23 protein-coding genes are annotated in these 22509 nt (G+C 60.4%); 11 read left to right on the forward strand and 12 right to left on the reverse strand.

Annotated elements, in window-relative coordinates:
- Positions 1-265: 265 nt before the first annotated feature.
- Positions 266-1384 (forward strand): NAD(P)/FAD-dependent oxidoreductase, encoded by a 1119-nt coding sequence (locus PGR6_RS13205; protein WP_018928974.1) that lies wholly within the window; start codon positions 266-268, stop codon positions 1382-1384.
- 223 nt (positions 1385-1607) lie between these two features.
- Positions 1608-2114 (forward strand): DinB family protein, encoded by a 507-nt coding sequence (locus PGR6_RS13210; protein WP_018928975.1) that lies wholly within the window; start codon positions 1608-1610, stop codon positions 2112-2114.
- A 100-nt stretch (positions 2115-2214) separates the two neighbouring features.
- Here PGR6_RS13210 and PGR6_RS13215 read toward each other — a convergent pair whose 3' ends face one another.
- Positions 2215-3609, reverse strand: a complete 1395-nt coding sequence (locus PGR6_RS13215; protein WP_018928976.1) for a sensor histidine kinase — start codon at positions 3607-3609, stop codon at positions 2215-2217.
- A complete protein-coding gene (locus tag PGR6_RS13220) occupies positions 3587-4270 on the reverse strand; it encodes a response regulator transcription factor (protein ID WP_064617594.1) in 684 nt (227 codons plus the stop codon). Before PGR6_RS13220 ends, PGR6_RS13215 begins: the two co-directional genes overlap by 23 nt.
- 160 nt (positions 4271-4430) lie before the next feature.
- Here PGR6_RS13220 and PGR6_RS13225 point away from each other — a divergent pair, with 160 nt between their 5' ends.
- The 4 genes from PGR6_RS13225 to hcnC all read left to right on the forward strand — a co-directional run bounded on the left by PGR6_RS13225 (position 4431) and on the right by hcnC (position 8011).
- Positions 4431-4751: a hypothetical protein gene (locus PGR6_RS13225; RefSeq protein WP_064617596.1), complete on the forward strand. Its 321-nt coding sequence runs from the start codon at positions 4431-4433 to the stop codon at positions 4749-4751.
- Between the two features lie 287 nt (positions 4752-5038).
- A complete protein-coding gene (locus PGR6_RS13230; protein ID WP_018928979.1) occupies positions 5039-5353 on the forward strand; it encodes a (2Fe-2S)-binding protein in 315 nt (104 codons plus the stop codon).
- Entirely contained in the window at positions 5350-6759 is a 1410-nt protein-coding gene (gene hcnB / locus PGR6_RS13235) for a cyanide-forming glycine dehydrogenase subunit HcnB (protein ID WP_064617598.1), read from the forward strand. The genes PGR6_RS13230 and hcnB overlap by 4 nt, the downstream gene beginning before the upstream one ends.
- Complete coding sequence (gene hcnC / locus PGR6_RS13240) at positions 6752-8011, forward strand: cyanide-forming glycine dehydrogenase subunit HcnC (protein WP_064617600.1); 1260 nt, start codon at positions 6752-6754, stop codon at positions 8009-8011. The genes hcnB and hcnC overlap by 8 nt, the downstream gene beginning before the upstream one ends.
- Positions 8012-8062: 51 nt before the next feature.
- Here the strand turns inward: hcnC and PGR6_RS13245 are convergent, their stop codons facing one another.
- The 8 genes from PGR6_RS13245 to PGR6_RS13280 all read right to left on the reverse strand — a co-directional run bounded on the left by PGR6_RS13245 (position 8063) and on the right by PGR6_RS13280 (position 16267).
- Positions 8063-8932 carry an isocitrate lyase/PEP mutase family protein gene (locus PGR6_RS13245; protein WP_018928982.1) on the reverse strand — a complete coding sequence of 290 codons (870 nt, stop codon included), beginning with the start codon at positions 8930-8932 and terminating at the stop codon, positions 8063-8065.
- Positions 8933-9066: 134 nt separating this feature from the next.
- A complete protein-coding gene (astA, locus tag PGR6_RS13250) occupies positions 9067-10101 on the reverse strand; it encodes an arginine N-succinyltransferase (RefSeq protein WP_064617603.1) in 1035 nt (344 codons plus the stop codon).
- A 61-nt stretch (positions 10102-10162) separates the two neighbouring features.
- Positions 10163-11179, reverse strand: a complete 1017-nt coding sequence (locus PGR6_RS13255) for an arginine N-succinyltransferase (RefSeq protein WP_064617605.1) — start codon at positions 11177-11179, stop codon at positions 10163-10165.
- 119 nt (positions 11180-11298) lie between these two features.
- The gene (locus PGR6_RS13260) at positions 11299-12648 is read right to left on the reverse strand and encodes an APC family permease (RefSeq protein ID WP_064617606.1); all 1350 of its coding nucleotides are present in this window, start codon (positions 12646-12648) and stop codon (positions 11299-11301) included.
- Between the two features lie 53 nt (positions 12649-12701).
- Entirely contained in the window at positions 12702-13454 is a 753-nt protein-coding gene (locus tag PGR6_RS13265; RefSeq protein WP_064617608.1) for an N-formylglutamate amidohydrolase, read from the reverse strand.
- Entirely contained in the window at positions 13438-14769 is a 1332-nt protein-coding gene (locus tag PGR6_RS13270; RefSeq protein WP_064617610.1) for a glutamine synthetase family protein, read from the reverse strand. The genes PGR6_RS13265 and PGR6_RS13270 overlap by 17 nt, the downstream gene beginning before the upstream one ends.
- On the reverse strand, positions 14766-15410 hold the full coding sequence (locus PGR6_RS13275; protein ID WP_064617612.1) for an isochorismatase family cysteine hydrolase: 645 nt from the start codon (positions 15408-15410) through the stop codon (positions 14766-14768). Before PGR6_RS13275 ends, PGR6_RS13270 begins: the two co-directional genes overlap by 4 nt.
- Before the next feature lie 2 nt (positions 15411-15412).
- Complete coding sequence (locus PGR6_RS13280; RefSeq protein ID WP_018928989.1) at positions 15413-16267, reverse strand: MurR/RpiR family transcriptional regulator; 855 nt, start codon at positions 16265-16267, stop codon at positions 15413-15415.
- Positions 16268-16745: 478 nt separating this feature from the next.
- Between PGR6_RS13280 and PGR6_RS13285 the strand changes: the two genes are divergently transcribed.
- On the forward strand, positions 16746-17318 hold the full coding sequence (locus tag PGR6_RS13285; protein ID WP_064621266.1) for a histidine phosphatase family protein: 573 nt from the start codon (positions 16746-16748) through the stop codon (positions 17316-17318).
- Positions 17318-18073, forward strand: coding sequence for a precorrin-6A synthase (deacetylating) (gene cobF, locus PGR6_RS13290; RefSeq protein ID WP_064617614.1), 756 nt, complete (start codon positions 17318-17320; stop codon positions 18071-18073). The genes PGR6_RS13285 and cobF overlap by 1 nt, the downstream gene beginning before the upstream one ends.
- A gap of 18 nt (positions 18074-18091) precedes the next feature.
- Here the strand turns inward: cobF and PGR6_RS13295 are convergent, their stop codons facing one another.
- Positions 18092-19315 carry a DUF3422 domain-containing protein gene (locus PGR6_RS13295; RefSeq protein ID WP_064617617.1) on the reverse strand — a complete coding sequence of 408 codons (1224 nt, stop codon included), beginning with the start codon at positions 19313-19315 and terminating at the stop codon, positions 18092-18094.
- 259 nt (positions 19316-19574) lie between these two features.
- On the opposite strand from PGR6_RS13295, the gene PGR6_RS13300 reads away from it, so the two are divergent.
- From PGR6_RS13300 to PGR6_RS13310, 3 genes are all read left to right on the forward strand, one after another.
- Complete coding sequence (locus PGR6_RS13300) at positions 19575-20462, forward strand: universal stress protein (RefSeq protein WP_064617619.1); 888 nt, start codon at positions 19575-19577, stop codon at positions 20460-20462.
- A 65-nt stretch (positions 20463-20527) separates the two neighbouring features.
- The gene (locus PGR6_RS13305) at positions 20528-21208 is read left to right on the forward strand and encodes a phosphoribosyltransferase (protein ID WP_064617621.1); all 681 of its coding nucleotides are present in this window, start codon (positions 20528-20530) and stop codon (positions 21206-21208) included.
- A gap of 75 nt (positions 21209-21283) precedes the next feature.
- A complete protein-coding gene (locus PGR6_RS13310) occupies positions 21284-21613 on the forward strand; it encodes a hypothetical protein (protein ID WP_018928995.1) in 330 nt (109 codons plus the stop codon).
- A 120-nt stretch (positions 21614-21733) separates the two neighbouring features.
- On the opposite strand, the gene PGR6_RS13315 is transcribed toward PGR6_RS13310, so the two are convergent.
- Positions 21734-22414, reverse strand: coding sequence for a glutathione S-transferase family protein (locus PGR6_RS13315; RefSeq protein ID WP_018928996.1), 681 nt, complete (start codon positions 22412-22414; stop codon positions 21734-21736).
- Positions 22415-22509 lie beyond the last annotated feature (95 nt).

Below are 22509 nucleotides of genomic sequence, written 5' to 3' on the forward strand. Positions count from 1 at the left end.
AAAGCCGTTGTTATCGGCCGGCGCAATTTACTCAGGCAGGTTGGCAAAGTCAATCGCCGATAGCCGGTTAAGGTTGTGTTGAAGGGGGGAAGTTGGAAAGTGTTCAGGTCAATGACAGTTAATTGTTATTTTGAATGATCGTTAAATGGGAAATTAAACATAGAGTGTGAACGCCACGTAGCAGACCGTATGAAGTCATGCTGGCGATATCCTCCAGCCTGATCGATTATCGCATCCAGGGCTGGCTTGAATGAGTGGAGGGCAGGTGAGCGTCGATATCGAATGCGTGGTAGTCGGGGCTGGCGTGGTCGGCCTGGCGGTGGCCAGAGCCTTGGCCCGGACCGGACGAGAAGTGATCCTGGTCGAGGCGGGCGAGGGGATTGGCGTGGGCATCAGCTCGCGCAATTCGGAAGTGATCCACGCCGGGATCTATTACCCGAGCGGCAGTCTCAAGGCGCAATTGTGCGTGGAGGGCAAGCAACGCCTGTATACCTTCTGCGATGAGCGCGGTGTCGATTACCGGCGCCTCGGCAAGCTGATCGTGGCCACCGATGACCGTCAGCGCCATGCCTTGCAGGCGTTGCTGGAGCAAGGCCGGCGCAACGGTGTCGATGACCTGCAATTACTGGATGCCGGTCAGGCACGAGCGCTTGAGCCGGCGTTGTTTTGTGTTGCAGCGCTTTGGTCACCGTCTACCGGGATTGTCGATTCTCATGCCTTGATGCTGGCGCTTCAGGCCGATGCCGAAGCCTGGGGCACCTCGGTGGCCTTTCATACGCCGCTTACATCGGCCCGTTGTACCGAACAGGGTTTCGAGCTGCACATGGGGGGGACTCAGCCGATGACCTTGAGCTGTCGTGAACTGATCAACTGCGCCGGACTGTCTGCGCCAGAGGTGGCGAGCCGGATCGAAGGCTTGCCGGCGCGGCACGTGCCCAAGGCTTGGCTGTGCAAGGGCAGTTACTTCAGTTTCAGTGGCCCGGCGCCGTTCCGGCATCTGGTTTATCCAGCACCGGAAAGCGCCGGGCTGGGCGTGCACATGACCCTGGACCTGGGTGGTCAGGCCCGTTTCGGGCCGGATGTCGAATGGGTCGAGCAGATCGATTATCGCGTCGACCCCCATCGTGGCGAAGGCTTCTATCAGGCGATCCGGCGCTACTGGCCGGCGTTGCCCGATGACAGTCTGCAACCGGCCTACAGCGGCATCCGCCCGAAAATCAGCGGGCCGACCGAGCCGGCCGCCGACTTCATCATCAGCGGCCCGGACGTTCACGGCGTACCGGGTTTGGTTAACTTGTTCGGCATCGAATCGCCGGGGCTGACCAGTTGCCTGGCGCTGGCCGAACGGGTGGTGCAGCGTTTAATTCGCAATGAAACGCTGTAGCAGCTGGCGAAGCCTGCGTTCGGCTGCGCAGCAGTCGTGAATCCTGCGCACGTGGTTTATCTGACCCACCCGCAGCGTATGGTTTAGCGACTGCTGTGCAGCCGAACGCAGCCTTCGGCAGCTGCTACAAAGTCGTGCGGCGCAACCGATGATCAGGGTTTAGGCTGCAACCAGCTGCGAGGACTATTCTTGGCAATGCGCCCATCGCCATGGGAGATCTCTGATGATCAACGTACGCACTGCCCGCATGCTCGCCGATTACAAGCGCTGGGCCGATCAGCGACTCTTCGACAGCCTCATGGCGCTGCCACCTGAGGAACTCAATCGCAAACGGGTGTCGGTGTTCAATAACATGATCGGCGCCTTGAACCACACCTATGTGGTGGATTGCATCTGGCAAGCTCATCTGGAGGGCCGGGGGCACGACTTCAAGACCTCCCATGGCCTGCTCCATACCGAGCTCGCCGAGTTGCGAATGGCGCAACAGGAGATTGATCAATGGTTCTGTGGCTGGAGCTCGGCCCAGACCGAGGAGTCGCTGGATAAACCCATCGAATTCACCTCCATGTCGGGGGAAAGCGGGGTCATGAGTGCCGGCGCCATGCTGTTGCATGTGGTCAACCACGCCAGCTATCACCGGGGCTGGGTGATTCAGATGTACTTCGACATTCCGGCCATACCGCCGATCACCGACCTGTCAGAGTTTTTGCGCGAGGTTCCCGGGTATTGAGTCGAGCCCTGGCCCGATAACAGCATAAATCCGCTGTGGGAAGTGGCCCTGTGGCGAGGGGGCCGCTCTCACATTGATCTTCTTTGTTATGGAGATTGGGTCAAGCCTGGGGAATCAGGTTCTGCCGGCAATCGAGCACCAACCGCGCACCCCCTAACTCACTGCTGTCCACCTCCAGCGTAAACCCATGCAGGCTGGCAATCGCGGCTACGATCGACAGGCCCAGCCCGAATCCGCTTTGCGGGTTGCCGCCTTCGGCGCGATAGAAACGCTGAAACACCGCCTCGCGCTCGGCCGGCGCAATCCCGGGGCCGGAGTCGAGCACTTCAATGCGCGTGTGCCCCGCGTCATTCACCCCACGCAAAATCACCTGGCCACCTGGCGGGGTGAATTTGATCGAGTTGCTCAGCAAGTTCGCCACGGCTTCAAACAGCAGAGCGCGGTCGCCGTTGAGCCCGGGCAAGGATTCGGGCATTTGCAGTTCAAAGGTCAGTTCGCCTTCTTCCGCCAGCGGCAGATAAAAGTCATGCAACTCCCGCAGCAACGGCACCGGGTCCAGTCGCACGAACCCCGAACGGCGCTGGCGATCCTCCAGTTCGGAAATCCGCAACAAGCCACGGAAACGCGCCATCAAGGTGTCCGCCTCGCCGAGCACCGAATCCAGTTGCACGGCCAGCGTCGAGCCTTCATCGGCCTGCTGCTGAATCCGGTACAGCTGCGCCCGCAGACGAGTGAGCGGCGTGCGCAGGTCATGGGCGATGTTGTCGCACACGCCCTTGACCTCATGCATCAAGCGCTCGATGCGTTCGAGCATGGCGTTGACGATGGCGGCGAGCATGTCCAGTTCGTCACGGCGATTGGACAACGGCAGGCGCCGGGTCAGGTCGCCGGCGACGATGGCTTCGGCGCTGGCCTGGATCGCCCGGATCCGCCGCAGCGGGCGCCGTCTCAATAAATGCCAGCCGGCGATGCCCGGCAAAATCGTCAGCGACACGCCCCACAACAGCGCGTGCAGGATGATCCGGGTCACGGCAAACAACGAACCGTTGTCCCGCACCAGCACCAGCCAGCGGCCGTCCAGGGTTCGGGTCGCGACGGCGTCGCAGCTGTCGGCGGGCAGGGTCGGGTCGTCGGATTCGGCGCAATCGCCGAGCATGTGAATTTTGCCGTCCAGCGGCAGTTCTTCGGGGATCTGGCGCAAGGCGCCGCTGAGGTAGCGCTGCTGGTCATCGAACAGGCCATAGGCATCGATGCCGCGAATGTCGAAGGTCATGCTGGCGGCGAGGGCATCCACCAGTTGCTCGCCCTGGAAGCGTGAAAACAGATGCTGACGTTGCATCAGCGAGTGTTTGGCGAGGGTGTCGAGGTAGTTGGACACCTCGTAATACATGACCCCCATGAGAATCGCGCTCCAGGCGACGAACAGCGAACTGTAAAGCGCCAGCAAACGGCTGCTGGAGGAACGCCAGCCTTTAGAGGGGTTCAGCAATGACATAACCCGAGCCTCGCACGGTCCGAATCAGTGGGGCTTTGCCTGGCGGGTCGATTTTCTTGCGCAGACGGCCGATGTGCACGTCGATCAGGTTGGTGCCGGGGTCGAAGTGATAACCCCATACTTCTTCGAAAATCATCATCCGCGACAGAATCTGCCCGGTGTTGCGCATCAGAAATTCCAGCAACTTGTACTCGGTGGGCAACAGCGTCAGCAACTGGCTGTTGCGTCTGGCCTCGTGGCTGATCAGGTTCAGCTCCAGATCGGCCACGCGCAACGTGGTGGCCTGGGCGGTCACGGTGTTCTGCCGGCGCAGCAAGACTTCGACCCGGGCGGCCATTTCATCGGTGGCGAATGGTTTGGTCAGGTAATCGTCGCCGCCGGCGCGCAAGCCACGCACGCGTTCATCGACGTCGGAGAGGGCGCTGATCATCAGGATCGGCGTGGCCACGCCCATGGTGCGCAAGGTGGTGACAATCGCCAGGCCATCGAGCTCCGGCAGCATGCGATCGAGGGTGATCAGGTCGTAGTCGCCGCTGACGGCGCGCTCCAGGCCTTCACGGCCATTGTCGACCCAATCCACTTCGAGGCCGTGGCTGCTCAGTTCGGCGACGATTTCCCGGGCGGTCACGGCGTCGTCTTCGATGGTCAAAATACGGGTCATAGGGCTTGCCTGATAATCGGTTCAATACGAAGTTGAGGCATTTTGCCAAGAATTACATGCGGCTGATTAAATTAACTTTCATGTGGTCTCGTGAGGCTGGTCGCAACATTGATATCATCCAGCCATGACTCTAAATGGAAGCTGCACTGTGCGCACTTTAATGGTTCGTGGCTGGATGCCAATATTTGTGCTGTTGTGCCTGTTCGGTTCATCCGCCTGGGCTGCCAATACGCCGTGTTCGGGGAAGAAGGGCGGTATCGATCGTTGCGACGGCGATCTGTTCCTGTGCAATGACGGCTCCATCAGCGGTTCAAAGAAAAGCTGTTCGGCGATGTTTGGCACTAAAAGCCAGGCGCGGCCGCAGACGCTGTTACAGGAAACCGAAGGCTGCGCCTGCGGTACCGGTACGTTCTGCACCGGGCCAAGAGGCGGGGTGTATTGCCTGACGCCCAGCGGCAACAAGAGTTACAAGCGCAAGTAATTCGTTTGCAGCCAAAAAACGCTTAGCGCAATGCTTAGCGTCGATGTTGGATAGGACGCAGGTGTTTTCACTGGCCTGGATCAATATTTCCTTCGGCGATATTTCCTAACATAAAAAGATCCAGCCCCATCTCGCGGTATTGACTACATTGCTTGGACGCGCAGCTGATGCGTTGTCGAAGTACCAGTGCAGACCTTCTCGTTGTTATTAGTCAGGTGGCCCGCAAGGTGTAGTGCAGCATGGAGCTGAAGAATCTCACCTGAACCTTTCACGGATGAACAATCGCAATGCAACGTATAAACCGAACCTTCGATATCCAGCCACTGGTGCGGGCGGATATGACTGTGTGCATCAATGGCCAGACTGTCAGCGCCGCCATCGGCGAAACCGTCCTGACGGTCATTCAGTCACTGGGCATTCGCCAGGTGGCCCGTAACGATCACGATCAAATCAGCGGTGCCTATTGCGGCATGGGCGTGTGCCAATGCTGCCTGGTGAAAATCGATGGGCGCCACAAACGGCGTGCCTGCCAGACGATCGTGCGTGAGGGCATGCGCATCGAAACCCGGGTCAACCGTATCGCCGGGCAGGAGGTTTTATGAGCCTGCAACCGGTGATCGTCGGCGGCGGGCCGGCGGGTATGGCCGCGGCCATTGAACTGGCGCGCCATGGTGTGCGTTGTACCTTGCTCGAAGAGGCTTCGCGTCTTGGCGGGGTGGTCTATCGCGGCCCCTTGCGCGATAACGTGCAACTGGATTACCTGGGGCCACGCTATTCGGAAGTGCTGGCCAAACTGCATGGAGAATTCCACGAGCAGTCGGGCCTGATCGACGTGCGCTTGAACCACCGCGTGGTCGGCGCCGAAGGCACCCGGGCGCTGGTGGTGCTGGACGTCAATGAGCATTTGCAGGAGGTCCAATACCCGCAGCTGCTGTTGGCTGCCGGTTGCCATGAGCGCAGCGTACCGTTCCCCGGCTGGACCTTGCCTGGGGTGATTCTGCTGGGTGGTTTGCAACTGCAAATCAAGAGCGGCGTCGTTCAACCCCAGGGGCCGGTGGTGATCGCCGGCACCGGTCCGCTGTTGCCGCTGGTGGCCTGCCAACTGCACGCTTCGGGGGTGAGCGTCGCAGGGGTCTACGAGGCGTGTGCGTTCGGCAAGATCGCCCGGGAAAGCCTCGCACTATTGAATAAACCGCAGTTGTTCCTCGACGGTTTGAGCATGCTCGCATACCTGAAACTGCACGGCATTCCCATGCACTATGGTTGGGGCGTGGTCGAGGCTCAAGGCGAGGAAGAGTTGAAATCAGTGACCGTTGCGCCGTACTCCAGCACCTGGGAGCCAGACCTGAGCCGCGCCGAACGGATTGCCGCGCAGACCCTGGCGGTCGGCTATGGCTTCATTCCTCGCACTCAACTCAGCCAGCAAATGGGCCTGGACCACGGCTTCAGCGATGACGGCTACCTGCGGGCCAGCGCCAATGTCTGGCAGCAAAGCAGCGAACCCCATGTGCATCTGGCCGGTGACATGGGCGGAATTCGCGGAGGCGAGGCGGCCATGCTCGCGGGACGAATCGCAGCAGTGTCGATCCTACTGCAACGTGACGTGCTGGATGCGGAGCTGGCGCGGGTCAGACGTGACCGCTACCTGTCGAAACTCAAGTCCATCGTGCGCTTTCGCGCCGCCGTCGACCGTTACACCGAACGCGGTGCCGGGCAGACCGCATTGCCGGTCGCCGACACGGTGATTTGCCGCTGTGAGCACGCGACCCGCGCCGACATCGATCGGGCGCTGGAGCAGGGTGTGCAAGACCTGGCCAGCCTGAAAATGCGTACCCGCGTGAGCATGGGCGACTGTCAGGGGCGGATGTGCGTCGGTTATTGCACCGACCGTTTGCGCGAAGCCACCGGACGGCGAGATGTGGGCTGGTTGCGACCGCGCTTTCCCGTCGACCCGATTCCTTTTTCAGCATTCCAGTCTGTCGGCACGGAGGCTGCAAGCCATGAGTAAGTTCTACGACGTGATCATCGCCGGCGGCGGTGTGATCGGGGCGTCCTGCGCCTATCAGTTATCCAAGCGCAAACACCTGAAAGTCGCGCTGATCGACGCCAAGCGACCCGGCAACGCGACCCGTGCTTCGGCCGGTGGCTTGTGGGCGATCGGTGAGTCGGTGGGCTTGGGCTGCGGGGTGATTTTCTTCCGCATGATGTCGGCCAATCGCAAGCGCGAAGCCCAGGGTGCGGCGGTGGCGGTGGACTCCAGCACGCCGCATATCCTGCCGCAGTCGTTCTTCGATTTAGCCTTGCAGTCCAACGCGATGTACCCGGATTTGCACCGGGAGCTGCAGGACAATCACGGGATGGATTTCAAGTTCGAGAAGACCGGCTTGAAATTCGTGATCTACGACGATGAAGACCGGCTCTACGCCGAGCACATCGTGGCGTGCATTCCGCACCTGGCGGATCAGGTGCGCTGGCTCGATCAAGCGGCACTGCGCGAAGCCGAGCCAAGTGTCAGCCATGAGGCGAGGGGGGCGCTGGAGTTTCTCTGCGACCATCAGGTCAGCCCGTTCCGCCTGGCCGATGCCTACACCGAAGGCGCGCGGCAAAACGGTGTGGACCTGTACTTCAACACCAACGTCACCGGGGTGCTGCATCACGGCTCGCAGGTCACTGGCGTGCAGACCTCCGAGGCCGGTGTGTTCCGTTGCGATACGCTGATCAACGCTGCGGGTGCGTGGGCCGCCGACCTCAGCGAGCAGGCCACCGGCATTCGCATTCCGGTGAAACCGGTGAAGGGCCAGATCCTGCTGACCGAGCGCATGCCGAAGATCCTGCGCGGTTGCCTGACCACCAGCGACTGTTACGTGGCGCAGAAAGACAATGGCGAAATCCTGATCGGCAGCACCACCGAAGACAAAGGTTTTGACGTGACCACCACCTACCCGGAAATCAGCAGCCTGGTGCAAGGCGCAGTGCGCTGCATTCCGGCGCTCGCCGACATCAACCTGAAACGTTGCTGGGCCGGGTTACGTCCTGGTTCGCCAGACGAACTGCCGATTCTCGGGCCGATGAAAGGGGTGCAGGGTTACCTCAATGCCTGCGGACATTTCCGCACCGGCATCCTGACCTCGGCGATTACCGGCGTGGTGCTGGACAAACTGGTGAATAACGAGCCGTTGCCGCTGGATATCACACCGTTTCTGGCGGATCGGTTTGAAGTGACGCCGGAGGTCGAATCGAAAGAAGCGCACATGGCTTGACCTCAACCTCACCACAGACGCGCGAGCGCTGTGGTGAGGGCGCTTGTGCCGTCACTCTTTAACGCTCATGAACTCCTTGGCCCAACGAATGTAGTCCTCCGGCTGCGTATAGGTATGCGTCAGTTCGGTGGCGTTCAGGTCGGAGGCTTGGGTGAAGATCTGGCGTTGTTCGCGCAGGCTGTCGTAAGTGGCTTTGATGGCGGCGAAGTAGGCGCCATGGCCGTCGATGGTGACGCGCACGCCCAATTCGGCCAGGCGTTTGTCGTCGCGCAGCAGCGGGTTGCCGTAGGTGACCAGCATCAGCGGTACGCTCAGGTGTTCGGCGATCTGTTCCAGATGATCGAAATCCTGCACGCCCACCATGCAAATCCCGTCGGCCCCGGCCTGTTGGTAATGCTGGGTGCGGCTGATGATTTCCTGGACCGGCAGGATCCCTGCGTTGGTGCGGGCGATGATCGCCATTTCCGAATCGACCCGGGCTTCCAGCGCCGCGCGGATCTTGCCGACACCTTCGGCGACCGTGATCAGGTCGGTGGACTTGCGACCGAATTGCGCCGGTAGCAGGGTGTCTTCGATGGTCAGGGCGGCCACGCCGGCGCGTTCGAGTTCGACGATGGTGCGCATGACATTGAGCGCGTTGCCGTAGCCGTGGTCGGCGTCGGCAATGACCGGCAATTGCGCCACTCGGCCGATGCGGGTGGCCTGTTCGGCGAACTCACTGAGGGTGATCAACGCAAAATCGGGGGCGCCCAATACCTGCAACGACGCCACCGAACCACCCAGGATTCCCACCTCAAAACCCAGGTCGGCGGCGATGCGTGCCGACATCGGGTCGAAGACAGAGGCCGTGTGGTAGCAGATGCCGGAAGCGAGCAGTTGGCGGAAATTACGGCGTAAATCTTGGTGAGAAAGCCTGGACATACGAGTTCCACCATATAAAGGAATGGAAGGGCTTGAGCAAAAGTGTCAACGCCGAAGGAACAAAAGGCTATCACGCGGGCGGGTAAAGGATGATGACGAATTTTTTTGGCAAGTGAACGCAAGATCTTTTCCGCTCACGCCGCTACCGCTTGCTGCTGTTGGTTGAGCAGCGGCACCGCGCGTACCGAGCTGCCGGGTTGCAATTGCAGGCGTTTGGCGGTGAGGCGGTCGACCACCAGGCTATTGCCCACCAGCCGCGCCCGGGCGGTGGTGATGCGGCAGTTTTCCAGGCGACGGTTGTGGATCAGCCATACCGGGGCCTGGTCGTCGGGCGTGCCGATGGCCAGCACCAGTGATTGGCTGTCGCGCACCGCGCGGATTCTCGACACCGGGGCTTCGATCACCGGGCCTGCGTCGAAGATGTCGATGTAACCCTTATGGGCAAACCCCTCGGCGGTGAGGATCTTCAGCGCCGGTTCGGTGTTGGGGTGGGGCTTGCCGATCACCGCCTGGGCCTGTTCGGTGAGCAGGCAGGTGTAGAGCGGCTGGCGCGGCATCAGTTCGGCGATGAACGCTTTGCTGCCCAGCCCCGACAAGTGATCGGCATGGCTGAAATCCATCTTGAAGAAGTGCCGGCCCAGGCTGTCCCAGAACGGTGAGCAGCCATGTTCGTCGGCACTGCCGCGCAGTTCGGCGATGAGCTTGTCGCCGAACAGCTGGGGGAATTCGGCAACGAACAGCAGTCCCCCCAGCGACAGCAATCGACCATTGCTGCCATAACGTTGATCGTGTCGCAGAAACAACGAGCAGATTTCCGATTGCCCGGTCATTTCGTTGTTGAGGAACAACGTGGGGATCTGGCGCTGAATGCCCAGGTCCGGCGATGAACTGACCGTGAGCCCGACCCGGTAGTTGTACCAGGGCTCACGCAGACCGACGGCCCCGATCAGGGCACTGACGCCGACCACTTGCTGATCATCGTCTTCGAGCACAAACAGGTAGTCGGCATCCGCGCGCTCGACCTGTTCGGCGAAAGTCCGCTGGGCCCAGCGCACCCGGTGGGTCAGGCGCTCTTCGTTGGCCGGCAGGGTAGTGAACCCGGGGCCGGCCCGTTGTACCAAATCCAGTAAAGCGGGCAGGTCGGTCATTTGAACCGGGCGCAAAATCATGATGCAGCTCCTTCTTCGCGCCTGCTCGGGCGCTGTCGTTGGGCTCGGGGCCGGTTGCCACTCACAGGGCGATCAGCCGGATCGCACTGGCGTCGGTCACGTTCAAGGCCGCGCACATCTCGGCGCTCAAGGCGATAGGTTGCCCGGCGCAGTAGTCCAGTTCGGCGACGATGGCGCGGTAGTCCTTCAACGAATCGTTGCTCACCAGGTAACTGCCACGGGCGTCGATGGGCGAGCCCGTCTGCACCGTGCCGGCCTGGCTCTGGGCGATGGAACGAATGCTTGAGGTGCGGGCGTACAGCGTCGGGCCGCCGTCGAACAGGTCGATGTAGCTGTTGGTCTCGAAGCCTTCGCGCTCCAGAATGTCGAAGGCCTCCTGGCCATCGGGGTGGATCCGGCCGATGCAATCTTGCGCAGCCTGCGACAGCATCGGCACGTAGATCGGGTATTGCGGCATCAATTCTGCGAGGAATGTCCGGCTCTGCAGGCCGCAAAGCCGCTCGGCCTCGACGTAAGGCAAATCGAAGAAATGCTTGCCCAGCGCATCCCAGAACGGCGATTGCCCCTGTTCGTCGCTGTAACCGACGATCTCGGTGATCACCGCTTCGGCAAAACGTGCCGGGTGGGCGGCGATGAACAGCAGCCGCGCCCGGGACAGCAACTCGGAAAATGGCGTGCGCTCCAGTGCCGAGTCGATATGGAAACCGCGTAGCAAAGAGTGACCGCTGAGGTCTTGGCACAACGACAACGCCGGCACCCCATGCTCGATGTTCAGCTCCCGTGAGGCGCTGGTGAAATGGCGGTTGCGCAAACTGTAGAACGGCTCGCCGAACCCGGCGGTGGCGAGCACTTCCGAGCAGCCGACCAGACGGCGAGTCGTCAGGTTTTCCAGCACGAAGAAATAGTTCTCCGGACCTTGGCCCTGGACGTCTTTTTCGAACGAAGCACAGGAATCGAGAATTTTCTCCCTCAGGCGTTCGGTGTCGTCCGGCAAGGACGTGACCCCCACCAGACTGTCACGCGCCAGTTGCTGCAACTGGGGCAGGTCGGTTAACTCGACTGGACGTAAGACCAGCATGGACATACTCCTGTATCAAAGGGTTCGGCGGCTTGCACCGAACCTGACTATCACTGTCGGTTTCCACGCGTAAAATCGGCAGTCGCCTGAAATCATGTCAGACGTTGCTCTTTTTCTTGTCAGCCGTTGCTTGGGTCGGGCAGTGCGGTGCTGGCACCCAGTTTGTTGAGGAAGAACAGATAGACCAGGCCCAGGGCAATCCAGATCAGGCCGAGTTTCTGCGCATCGACGCCCATGTTGTACATGATGGCCGCGACGATTATGAAGCCGATGACCGGGCAGATCAGGTGACGGATCACCTGGCCGGATTGCTGCCGGCGCCAGTAGTAGTTGATCACGGTCAGGTGCAGCAGCATGAAGCCGCTCAGGGCGCCGAAGTTCACCAGGGAGGTGAGGGTGTCCACCGAGTTGATGAACAGGTAGCAGATCACCAGCGACAGCACCGCCACCAGATAAATGCTCAAGTACGGTGTGTTGTGTTTCGGGTGCACTTTGGCCAGCACTTTTGGCAGTTTGCCGTCTCGGGCCATGCCGAACAGCAGTCGCGAAACCGCCGCTTGGGAGGTGATGGCGACCGCCACACCCCAGGCCAGCGCGGTGGCCACGGCGGTCAGGGTGGCCAGCCAGCTACCGGCGGCGATTTCGGCGATTTCATAGAACGCGGTGTCGGCGGACTTGAAGCCCAGGCCGGCGGCCAGGTCGGTGGCGATCCAGGTCTGCACAACGAAGATCACGCCCATCACCAGCAGCGTAATCAGCGCAGCCTTGCCGACGCTGCGGCCCGGATCGCCCTTGATCTCTTCGGCGAGGGTGGAAATGGCATCGAAACCGAGGAACGACAGCACCGCAATCGACACCGCTTGCATCAGCAGGGCGAAGTTGAAGGTTTCGGGGTTGTACAGCGGCGCCAGGGTCAGCTGACCGTTACCGCCGCCACTGTGCAAGGCAGTCCAGGCGTAGAACAGGAAGATCCCCAGCACCACCAGTTGCGCCAGCAGGAAGATGATGTTCATCCGCGCGGTGAAGGTGATGCCCCGCAGGTTGACGAAAGTGGCGCTGACCAGAAAGGCCAGGATGAAACCGACTTTCGGGATGTCCGGGTACAAATGATTCAGCGCCATCGCCGCGTATACGTAGAGCAGCGGCGGAATCAGCAGGTAATCGAGCAGCATCAGCCAGCCGGCGATAAACCCGACATGTTGGTTGAGGCCGCGTTGTGCGTAGGAATACACCGAGCCCGCCACCGGAAAGGCCCGGGCCATGCTGCCGTAACTGAGGGCGGTGAACAGCATCGCCACCATGCCGATGATGTAGGCCAGCGGCACCATGCCGGGTGCTTCGGCGTTGACGTAACCATACACGCCGAACGGAGCGATGGGGATCATGAAGATCATCCCGTACACCACCAGGTCGGTCAGTGACAGGCTACGTTTCAACTCTTGCCTGTAGCCGAATTCTTCAATGTCCATGAAGCCGTTCTCCTTGATATAAGCAGCTACACGCTGCGAGTTTGAAGCTGTTGCTATAGCAGCGGCGCCAGATAGTCGGTCCAGCGACTGACGTTCTCAGAGGTGCGCAGCAGGTCGTTGCGCACCTCGATCAGCACCGAGTCCAGCCCGCGTGCGTCGCCGTGAACCGGTACGGTCATGTCACCCAGCGGATCGACTTTGTATGGCTGATTACCGGCGACTTTCAATGGGTGCCGGCTCAGGCCGTCGATCATTCGCTGGGCGTATTCCGTGGCCTGGCCGTACAACACGCCGACTTCCAGCGATCGTGGCTGGCCGTAATATATCGGCGTGAAACTGTGAATCCCCACCACTCGAACCGGTTTATTTTGCTCCACACGGGCGTCGATCAAGGTTTGCAGGCGTGCATGAAACGGTTTGAACAGGCAGTGCCGGCGGTATTCACGGGTGGCCTCGTCCAGATCGCGATTGCCCGGCACCTGATAAATCTCGCTCTGCAACGGAATGCTGTCCGGCGCGTGGCGCGGGCGGTTGAGGTCGATCAACAGCCGCGAATAGTTGGCCGCCAACAGGGTCGCGCCCAGTGCTTCGGCCAAACCCTCGGCCAGCGCCAGGGCGCCGATGTCCCAGGCGATGTGTTCGCGGGCGGCCTCCTCGCTCAGGCCCAGGTCGTTTAACCGGTCCGGGATAAAACGACTGGCGTGTTCACACACCAGAATCAGCGGGTGCTCGGAAGCTTCCCGGCTCAGGGTGTAGGCAGGCCGGGTGTAGAGGCCCAGTTCGGCGGATTCAGTACAGGCGCGCATAGTGCTCACAGAGGTCGGCGGGCGAGAGCTGTTCCGTCAGCGTCAGTTCCTCGGTTTTCAGGGCGAAGTAGGTGTCCAGTAACGCGCTCGGCAGGGCTTCGATCAGCGCCTCGCTGTTGCGCAGGCAATCCAGTGCCCGGGACAGCGACGCGGGCAGGGCGACGATGCCGCGGGCATGGCGTTGCTCTTCGTTCAGGGAGTCAGGGATTTCATCGGTGATGGCGTTCAACGCCAGGCGCTGCTCGATACCCAGGCGCCCGGCGATCAGCAATGCAGCCATGGCCAGGTGCGGTGAGGCGGTGGCGTCCATGGCGCGAAATTCCAGGTTGTACTGCATCGCCACGGATTTGCCGCCCAGGCTGACGGTCGGGCAAATCCGCAGCGCCGCTTCGCGGTTGCGTTGGCCGAGGCAGGCGTAGGAAGCGCTCCAGTGGTGGGGCTGCAAGCGTTCATAGGAAACCGGCGTTGGGGTGGTGAACGCGCAGAGCGCCGGCAAGTAATGCAGAACGCCGGCGGCCCAATGCTGGCCGAGGGTCGACAGGCCGTTGGCGGTGCCAGCGTCATACATCACCGGTTGGCCGGCCATGTCTTGCAGGCTCACGTGCAAATGCACGCCGTTGCACACGGCATGCTCGGCCGTCTTGGGGGCGAAACTCAGGCTGAGGCCCATTTGCCGGGCAATCTCACGGGTGATCTCGCGCACGTTCACCGCGCGGTCGGCGGCGGCGACACCAAGGGCCGGGCGGCAGGTGATTTCGTATTGGTGCTTGCCGTATTCCGGCAGGAACATTTCCGGTTCGACGCCGCCGGCTCGCAGTGCACTGAGCAGCCAGCCGCCGAATTCGGCGCCTTGGCGCTGGGCTTCCAGAGAGAACGCCAGGTGCTCCGCCGCGCCGCTGTCGAGGTTGAATTCGTGTTCGAACGCGGCGTTGATCTGCAAACCCAACTCGTCGCGATAGCGCTCCACTTCGTTGCGCAACAGCGTACGAGGGCAGGCGCCCCACGGACGGCCATCGGTTTCGCGAATGTCGCCGTGAATGAAGTCCAGCGCCGGGGCGTCGGCATCCGGGCCGTTGTTGACGGTCACCCGGCTGCTCAAGTCGGGAATCAGCCGTAAATCCCCATAAGCGCCCCAAGGGTTGCTGGCGGCGATGATGTCTTGCGGGGTCAGGGCGCTATTGGCCGGCACCCAGCCGCAACCGGCCACTTGATAGGCATCGAGTTCGTCGGTGGGGAAGGAACGGCCGCGTGTCACGCCGATCAGGTCGGTGGTGACAATGGTGGTCATGGGCAGGGGTGACAGGCGTTCGCTCATGGCTGCATCTCCTGCAACCGGCCAAGCACAGTCTGGGTGTCGGTGATCCAGCAGTAGCCCTTGATGGCGTTCAGGCAGGCGTGATGCCGCTGTTCGGTGTAGGTGGCGCAGGCATCTTCGACCAGCGTTACCAGATACCCGCGGTCGGCGGCGTCGCGCACGGCCATGTCGACGCATTGGTCGGTGACGATGCCGGCGATGATCAGGTGGCGGGTTTCAAGGTTGCGCAGCACGTAGTCAATGCTGGTGGAGTTGAACACCCCGGAAGAGGTCTTGGGCAGCACGATTTCGTTTTCGGTCGGCGTCAGCTCTTCGATGATTTGCGCTTGCGGGCTGCCCTTGGGCAGGTGCATGTCCGAGAGTTTGTGGTCCAGCGAACGGTCGCGGCCATCGGCGGTGAGGCTTTCGATGAGTGTGTGCAACACGTTTTGCCGGGCGCTGCGAAAGGCATCGAGCAGCCTGCGTTGATTGGGCACCACCTGCGTGCGGGCGCGGGTCAGGAAGTAGTCGGCATCCGGCTCGTTGAGGTGCGGGTCGAACTGCGGTTCGAGCCAGGCACGTTGCATGTCCACCAGCAACAGCGCGGTGTGGTCGGCGGCAAACGGCAAGTCCCGGGGCGAATGGTGGGGGAGCATGAACATCCTTATTTATCCTCCAGCAGGTGAGTGTCGAAGTCGGCTCGCAGGGCATCGATGCCTTCCAGGCGATCGGCCAGATCGGGGCTGCGCAGGGTCAGGCAGGCAATCAGTGCTTCAACCTGGGCCAGCGCCGGCACTATCGAGTCGAAGGCCGACGCCGATTCCACCGGTGCGCTGATGATCAGGTCGGCTATTTCCCGCAGCGGTGATGCGTAGATGTCGGTGAACAACACGACGCGCGCATGTCGGCTCTTCGCGGCATTGGCGACCCGCAGGGCCTGGGACTGATAGCGGCGATAGTCGAACACCAGCAATACGTCCTGACGCTGTACGTCAAACAACCGGTCCGGTAATTGGGCGTTGTCTTCCAGGGCGAAACAGCCGGGCCGCAACAGGCGCAGGTGATTGAGCAAATAGTTGGCGAGGAAACTGCTGAAGCGACCGCCAAAGCAGTGGACCTGGTGGCGGGTGTCGAGCAGCCACTCCACCAGAATCCGCACATCTTCAGGCTGGGTCAGCGCCTGGGTTTCTACCAGTGCCCGATGGCTGTCTGCCAGATAATGGCTCCAGGGGTCATCTTTTTTGAGTTGGGCGCGGGGCTGCAACAGGGTGCTGGGGGAGCGCAGGCGGTGATCCATGTCACTGAGCAAGGCTTCCTGAAAATCGGCGTAACCGCTGAAACCAAGTTTTTTTACCAGCCGCACGATGGTCGGATCGCTGACACCGGCATGTTCGGCCAGACGTGACATCGGGCCCAGTCCGTTACGCGGGTACTGGTCCAGCAAGGCACGTATGACTTTGCGTTCCGACGGCGTGAAGTCCAGGCCGGGCTCGGTGATCAGGTCTCTGAGAGGGGGCATCCGGGCTCCTGCTGGATGGGTATGTCGGTTTCATTTCATAAAACGCTAAATTAGTATTTATGTAACGTGTGCTACATGTCTAGTTAATTTTTGTGCGGATTTTGAAAGCACTAAAATGGGGCAAAACCCCCGTGCGTGCGGGGCTGAGTGGATGTCGACAGGCTTTGTAGGACATCGCCCATAGAGGTGTGAGATATCGACCCAGCTCAGGAATAAAATGGGCGTTGTGAGCCCACGCCGTAGCAGCTGCCGAGCCCGCGAGGCTGCGTTCGGCCGCGTAGCAGTCGTAAACCCTGAGTGCACAGTGTGCCTGACGGATCACAGTGCCTGATTTTACGACCGCTACGCGGCCGAACGCAGCCTCGCAGGCTCGGCAGCTGCTACAAGGAAGGCGCCTAGAGTGCGTTTCTTGCGGCACAATGAACCGATTGTTCGCGGCATCGTGCCATCTTTCATCCCATCGACAGAGAGAACCTTCGTGCAGGCAACCCGCTTGACCCTGATTTGTCACGCTCGAACCGTCGCACAGAAACTGGCGCGTTTTCCTACGAATGAACCCGTGGAAATGGATTGGCAATCGGCGAAGGGCTCGCGCTGTCGTCTGTTCAAGCGAGCCCCCCGTTTACTCTGCGGCCCTGAACGGCGGACCCGGCAAACCGCTGAGCTGTTTGGCGACAACGTGGAGATTGTCACGGCATTGGGGGATTGCGATTTCGGACGCTGGAAGGGCACGTCGATCGACGATTTGCAAACATCCGAACCCGAGACGCTCCAGGCCTGGCTCAGCGACCCGACGTCGGCGCCCCACGGTGGAGAGTCAGTGGCGCAGCTCGGTGAGCGAGTGGCCGCGTGGATGAAAGCCCTTGAGGCGACACCGGAGCATATCGTTGCCATCACCCATCCGTTTGTCATTCGCGCCGCGCTGATGCAGGTGTTGCAGGGCACCGGGTTCAACCAGATCGATGTCGAACCGTTGTCGGCCGTCGAGTTGCGGTTCAACGGTCGCTGGCGGTTACGCTTGACGGGCATGGACCCTGAAGGAGTGCTGTGATGAAAAAACTTCTGGTTATCGGTGTCGGCGCGGGCAATCCCGACTACATCACGATGCAGGCGGTGAAAGCGCTGAACCGGGTCGACGTGTTTTTCCTCATGGACAAAGGCCAGAGCAAAGACAAACTGATCGACCTGCGCCGCGAGCTCTGCGAGCGCTACATCACCGATCACGACTACCGCTTCGTTGAAGCCCACAGCCCGGAGCGTGAGCGCGGGGATGTGGACTACAACGCCAGCGTCGAAGACCTGAACCGTGCCAAGCAGCAGACGTTCGAGCGGTTGATCAATGAGGAAATGACCGACGATCAGTGCGCCGGTTTTCTGGTGTGGGGCGATCCGGCGTTGTATGACAGCACCATTCGGATCCTGCAGGCGATTCTGGCGTCCGGTCGTTGTCTGTTCGAATTCGAGGTGATCCCTGGCATCACCAGCGTGCAGGCGCTGGCGGCGCAACATAAGGTGCCGCTGAACAGCATCGGCCGCTCGATTGAAATCACCACCGGCCGACGGCTGGCGGCCGGCCAGGTAAGCGATGCCGACAGCCTGGTGGTAATGCTGGATGCGCAAGATGCCTACCATCACGTGGCTGATCAGGAGACAGACATTTACTGGGGGGCCTATCTGGGGACGCCGGATGAAATCCTGATCAGCGGCAAGCTCAAAGACGTGGCCGATGAAATTGAGCGGGTGCGCAAGGCTGCGCGGTTGGCCAACGGGTGGATCATGGATACCTACCTGTTGCGCAAGCCTTGAACGCCGCCAACCGATTGATCAGTGTTCTTTGGCCTTTCTGATCCTGATCAAAATAAACAGCAGGATGCACAGTGCGAGCGGGGTCATGGCCAGCATGGCGTCCCGCGGGGAAATGTCCGCGCCCAGGGTATGCAGGCCCGAGTAGAACAGCTTGAACAGGCTCAGCAAATAATAGGTGATGGCGATAATCGACAAGCCTTCGACCGCACGCTGGATTTTGATTTGGGTATCGGCGCGAGCGTTCAGGCTGCTCAGGATTTCCGAGTTCTGTTCTTCCATTTCAACCTGCACCCGCGCCTGCAGCAGATCCCCGAGGTTGGCAACGCTTTTGGCCAGCTGCTCCAGGCGCTGTTCGGTGACGTCACAGTACCTGACGGTAGGTTTGAAGCGTCTTTCGATGAAGATCCCGAGTCGCTGGCAATCGCCCACGTGAGTTTCCCTGAGTTCGCCCAAACGCTCGAAAACCAGCTGGGCATACGCTTGGGTGGCGCTGAAGCGGTGTCTAGTTTTCGCGGTGCTGCTGACCACTTGCGCCGACAAACTGGCGATATCAGTCAACAACGCTTTCGCATTGCCGGTATCGGGGCCGGCGTTACGTTCCGAAAGGTTGACCAATGTCTTATCGAAGACGTTGAGCTGAGCGCTCAAGGTTTTCGCGGTGGTAAGGGAAAGCGACGCCATCATGCGGTAGGTTTCGATTTCCAGCAGACGGCGGATCATCCGGCCTTGGCGATAGGCATTCAGGCGCTTGTTGACGAACAGGAAACGGTTAGTGCCGTCCTCGCTCAGGCGAAAATCGCTCCAGACCGTCGCATCGCCACCGCCTATGCATGAGCCGCAAGGGTCTTTGAATCCATAAGCCGACAGATCGCCGGAAAACGACGCATCGTTGCGCACCACAATCTGCACGGCGTTGATCACGTGCTGCATGAAGGGTTCGACGCGGTCCATCAAGGTCTTGGGGGGCTGGCTCCAGTCAGGCTCCTGACTGGAAGAAGGCACCACCAGTGTCAGCGTCAGGAACTCCGCGTGCCGCTCCCACTTCAAGGCATGCCCCTCCAGCCGGGTGATGCCCTGTGCCGCATCCGGGTCGACGGGGCCGGGGCAGCAGCGACTCAGCAGGGTGTCGCATTGCCCGTCATTAGCCAGAAACGCCAAATGAAACACGTGGGCGGGTTCGTCGAAATACAGCGAAGGGCGCGCGTGCAACTCATTGTGCAGGGTCAGTCTTTGCGGGTGCATGCTGTCGAGGCCATGTTGGAGTTGTTTGTTCTTGGGACTGGGTGACCGATTCTTGAGTCACAAACAAACCCGAGCCATCGACCATCCGGTGGGCATTTCCACAACACCGTTGTGAACTATTCTTTCCCAAGTGGGCACCTTCAATGACGCCCACAGGGGATTGATATAAATCAAGGCCCAAGAGACTTTAAGGAGGGAGTCTGGGCTGAAGCCGGGTTGCTGACCTGGCGAAAACGCCATCGCTGTCCGGAGTCAGATCATGAGCCAGTATCAACGGTTATTACTGATCATCAACCCGCTCCTGCGCCAGTCTCCCGCGCTCAACCATGCCGCTGCCGTGGCCAAGGCCAGCGGGGCGAGTTTGCATATTGCGGCGCTGATCCCCTCGTTGGACATTCTGTCGTTGCTCGAAGAGGGCGACCGGAAAGTGGCTCGGGCGAACTACCTGCAGGAACACCGCGACTGGCTCAAGGAGCAGGCGGAAAAAATGCAGGGCAGGGGGATCGAGGTGACAACCGAGGTCGCCTGGGCCGACAACATGCGCCAGGACATCCTTGATCACGTCACGGAAATGCAACCCGATCTGTTGATCAAGCAAGTCCAGCATGAACCCGTGCTCAAGCGCGCGTTCTTTACGCCGCTGGACTGGCGTTTGTTGCGCCATTGTCCGGTGCCGGTCTATCTGGTGGGCGCCGAAAGCCATGCCTTGCCGCAGAAGGTGGTGGCCGCGGTTGATGTTGTCGATACCGAGCCTTCGAACAGCGAACTCAATGACCGGATCATCCTGCAGGCGTCTGCCCTTGCGCTGCAATGCAATGCCGAGTTGCATCTGCTGTACGCGTGTGACATTCCGGCCGCTTTTCTGGCGGATCTGGGCGGTGGCCTGACGCTATCGGAGCTTACCCGGGAATTGCGCAAGGACCTGGAAACCTCATTCCTCAAGTTGGCCGCCCGGTTCGGCGTGCCCGCTGAATGCCGGCATTTCATCACGGGGCATCCGGTGTCGGCGCTGAGTGAGTTCGCCCACGAACACCAGATAGATGTGATCGTGATGGGCAGAACACAGTACGGCAGTCTGGAGAAACTGCTCGGCAGCACGACCGAACATATTCTGTATCAGGTGCCTTGCAGCATTCTAGCGGTGTAGTCGCAAGCATCCTTGGCGAAATTGACTTGCCCGTTTCGGGGTTCCCGCCCCAGGGAGGTTTTCAGATGAATCACAGTCCTTCATTGCAAACCATCTTGCATGACCGGGTTGATGCCGGCCGAAGCCTGGTGGAGTCGCTGCTTAAATACGCCAAAAGAGCCGATGTCATCGTCCTCGCCTTGCCCCGTGGCGGCGTGCCGGTCGCCTATGAAGTGGCCACGGCCCTGGAGGTTCGCCTGGACCTGATGCTGGTCCGCAAGCTGGGCGTGCCGTCCCACCAGGAATTCGCCATGGGCGCTATCGCCAGCGGTGGCATTCAAATCGTCAATGACGATGCGCTGCGGGCTAATGGCATCGACCAGCGTACGCTCGACGCTGTGGTGGCGAAGGAAACGCAGGAAATGTTGCGTCGCGAGCAGCTATTCCGGGCATCCCGCGAGCCTTTGGCACTCAAGGATCAAGTGGTGATTCTGATCGACGACGGCCTGGCGACAGGGGCCACGATGATGGCCGCGATACAGGCCGTGCGCTTGCAAGCGCCATCGCGCATCGTCGTTGCCGTGCCGGTGGCCCCCATGGAAACGGCAGAGGCGCTGCGTGACGAAGTGGACGAGCTGATTTGCCCGCTCACCCCCGATTGGCTGGTATCAATCGGCTATTGGTACACGGATTTCTCTCAGACGTCGGATGAAGAGGTCATCGATCTTTTACATCGGGCCTGGCAGAGAGAATCAATGATGAAATGAGGCAAACTGCTGGCCCCCCGATCTTCGGTTCGTTGTCAAACTTGCTTTCTTTTCAGCAGGTTAGGCATTGGCGATATGCGGACTTTGGTATGGATGACTGCAACGTTTGTCCTGGTGGCTATTTCGTTTGGAGCCCAGGCAAAGGAACTGAGCAAGAACTCTCGCTATGTATGCAGCTGGGGCTCGGAAATAGCCGAGGGCGCGCAAGCCTCGAAACTTTCCGGGCTTACGCTTTACGGAGCACGCAAGAAGCTGCAATCGCGCAAGTTTCCCCGGCCGTGGATGCGCATGACGGCCATGGGTATCACGGAGCAAACCTATAACAGCCCTTCGCGTCTCAAGCCTGCCGGCATCAAGCAAACGTATTATGAGCAATGCATCCGGCATGAGTTGGCGCAACGGTAAACCGCCGGTCGCAGGGGCCGTTCCTACGACCCCCATCCCTCCCGCACAGCCTTGCGAATCCCCTTCAGCAACATCGCAAACGCCGGGTTGTCTACGGATCGCATTGCGGCCAATGACTGGTCATGCATTATCCGGCGCCTCACGAAACCGTTGTGCAAGGCGATCCGCAAACGGATAAAACGAAAACCAGGGCCTGGCTTCGTCGATCACCCGCAGGAATGACGGTCGCTGTATCAACCGGTCGAAATAGGCGCTCAAGTGCTGGTAGTCGTCGGGGAACGGCACCAGTGTGCAGGCATAGAACAGCGCCGGGGCGGCGGCACAATCGGCCAGGCTGAAGTCCGGGCTGGCCACCCAGATCCTGGACGCCATTCGGCGCTCGAGCATGCTGTACGCCGTCGCAAGTGTGGCCCGTTCCCTGGTCAAATCACCGTTGGTCGCGTGTAGTCGATCACTGACAATCTGTTGGACCGGCGTTTGTAGATAATTGTCGAAAAACCGGTCCCATAAGCGCACCTCCAACGCGGTCTCCCAATCGTCCGGAACCAGGCGCTGTTCACCTGGATACAGGCGATCCAGGTACTCGATGATGACGCTGGACTCCGGCAGATTACGTTGACGAGCATGATCGCGAAGTACCGGGAATTTTCCGATGGGCCACAATGCCTGAAGCTCTGCGCGGTCGGCGGCGTCCGTGAGATCGATGATTCTTCTGTCGAACTCGATGCCGTTTTCGTAAAGCGCGATGAGCACTTTGTGGCAGTACGACGACAGCGGATGGTAGTAAAGCGTTAGCGACATTTTTCAACTCCTTGTTGGGCAGATGAAAAGGGTGGGGCAATCAACAAGCATAGGCTGATGCCGGCGAAGCGTCTGGGCAGATGCTTTCGAGCTTG

It is taken from the genome of Pseudomonas sp. GR 6-02 (assembly GCF_001655615.1).
Taxonomy (GTDB): domain Bacteria; phylum Pseudomonadota; class Gammaproteobacteria; order Pseudomonadales; family Pseudomonadaceae; genus Aquipseudomonas.

Excerpts from the sequence above, each read along its gene's own strand:
- PGR6_RS13210 (WP_018928975.1), top strand. The coding sequence starts at position 1,608 with ATGATCAACGTACGCACTGCCCGCATGCTCGCCGATTACAAGCGCTGG.
- PGR6_RS13215 (WP_018928976.1), bottom strand. The coding sequence starts at position 3,609 with ATGTCATTGCTGAACCCCTCTAAAGGCTGGCGTTCCTCCAGCAGCCGT.
- PGR6_RS13220 (WP_064617594.1), bottom strand. The coding sequence starts at position 4,270 with ATGACCCGTATTTTGACCATCGAAGACGACGCCGTGACCGCCCGGGAA.
- PGR6_RS13225 (WP_064617596.1), top strand. The coding sequence starts at position 4,431 with ATGGTTCGTGGCTGGATGCCAATATTTGTGCTGTTGTGCCTGTTCGGT.
- PGR6_RS13230 (WP_018928979.1), top strand. The coding sequence starts at position 5,039 with ATGCAACGTATAAACCGAACCTTCGATATCCAGCCACTGGTGCGGGCG.
- hcnB (WP_064617598.1), top strand. The coding sequence starts at position 5,350 with ATGAGCCTGCAACCGGTGATCGTCGGCGGCGGGCCGGCGGGTATGGCC.
- hcnC (WP_064617600.1), top strand. The coding sequence starts at position 6,752 with ATGAGTAAGTTCTACGACGTGATCATCGCCGGCGGCGGTGTGATCGGG.
- PGR6_RS13245 (WP_018928982.1), bottom strand. The coding sequence starts at position 8,932 with ATGTCCAGGCTTTCTCACCAAGATTTACGCCGTAATTTCCGCCAACTG.
- astA (WP_064617603.1), bottom strand. The coding sequence starts at position 10,101 with ATGATTTTGCGCCCGGTTCAAATGACCGACCTGCCCGCTTTACTGGAT.
- PGR6_RS13255 (WP_064617605.1), bottom strand. The coding sequence starts at position 11,179 with ATGCTGGTCTTACGTCCAGTCGAGTTAACCGACCTGCCCCAGTTGCAG.
- PGR6_RS13260 (WP_064617606.1), bottom strand. The coding sequence starts at position 12,648 with ATGGACATTGAAGAATTCGGCTACAGGCAAGAGTTGAAACGTAGCCTG.
- PGR6_RS13265 (WP_064617608.1), bottom strand. The coding sequence starts at position 13,454 with ATGCGCGCCTGTACTGAATCCGCCGAACTGGGCCTCTACACCCGGCCT.
- PGR6_RS13270 (WP_064617610.1), bottom strand. The coding sequence starts at position 14,769 with ATGAGCGAACGCCTGTCACCCCTGCCCATGACCACCATTGTCACCACC.
- PGR6_RS13275 (WP_064617612.1), bottom strand. The coding sequence starts at position 15,410 with ATGTTCATGCTCCCCCACCATTCGCCCCGGGACTTGCCGTTTGCCGCC.
- PGR6_RS13280 (WP_018928989.1), bottom strand. The coding sequence starts at position 16,267 with ATGCCCCCTCTCAGAGACCTGATCACCGAGCCCGGCCTGGACTTCACG.
- cobF (WP_064617614.1), top strand. The coding sequence starts at position 17,318 with ATGAAAAAACTTCTGGTTATCGGTGTCGGCGCGGGCAATCCCGACTAC.
- PGR6_RS13295 (WP_064617617.1), bottom strand. The coding sequence starts at position 19,315 with ATGCACCCGCAAAGACTGACCCTGCACAATGAGTTGCACGCGCGCCCT.
- PGR6_RS13300 (WP_064617619.1), top strand. The coding sequence starts at position 19,575 with ATGAGCCAGTATCAACGGTTATTACTGATCATCAACCCGCTCCTGCGC.
- PGR6_RS13305 (WP_064617621.1), top strand. The coding sequence starts at position 20,528 with ATGAATCACAGTCCTTCATTGCAAACCATCTTGCATGACCGGGTTGAT.
- PGR6_RS13310 (WP_018928995.1), top strand. The coding sequence starts at position 21,284 with ATGCGGACTTTGGTATGGATGACTGCAACGTTTGTCCTGGTGGCTATT.
- PGR6_RS13315 (WP_018928996.1), bottom strand. The coding sequence starts at position 22,414 with ATGTCGCTAACGCTTTACTACCATCCGCTGTCGTCGTACTGCCACAAA.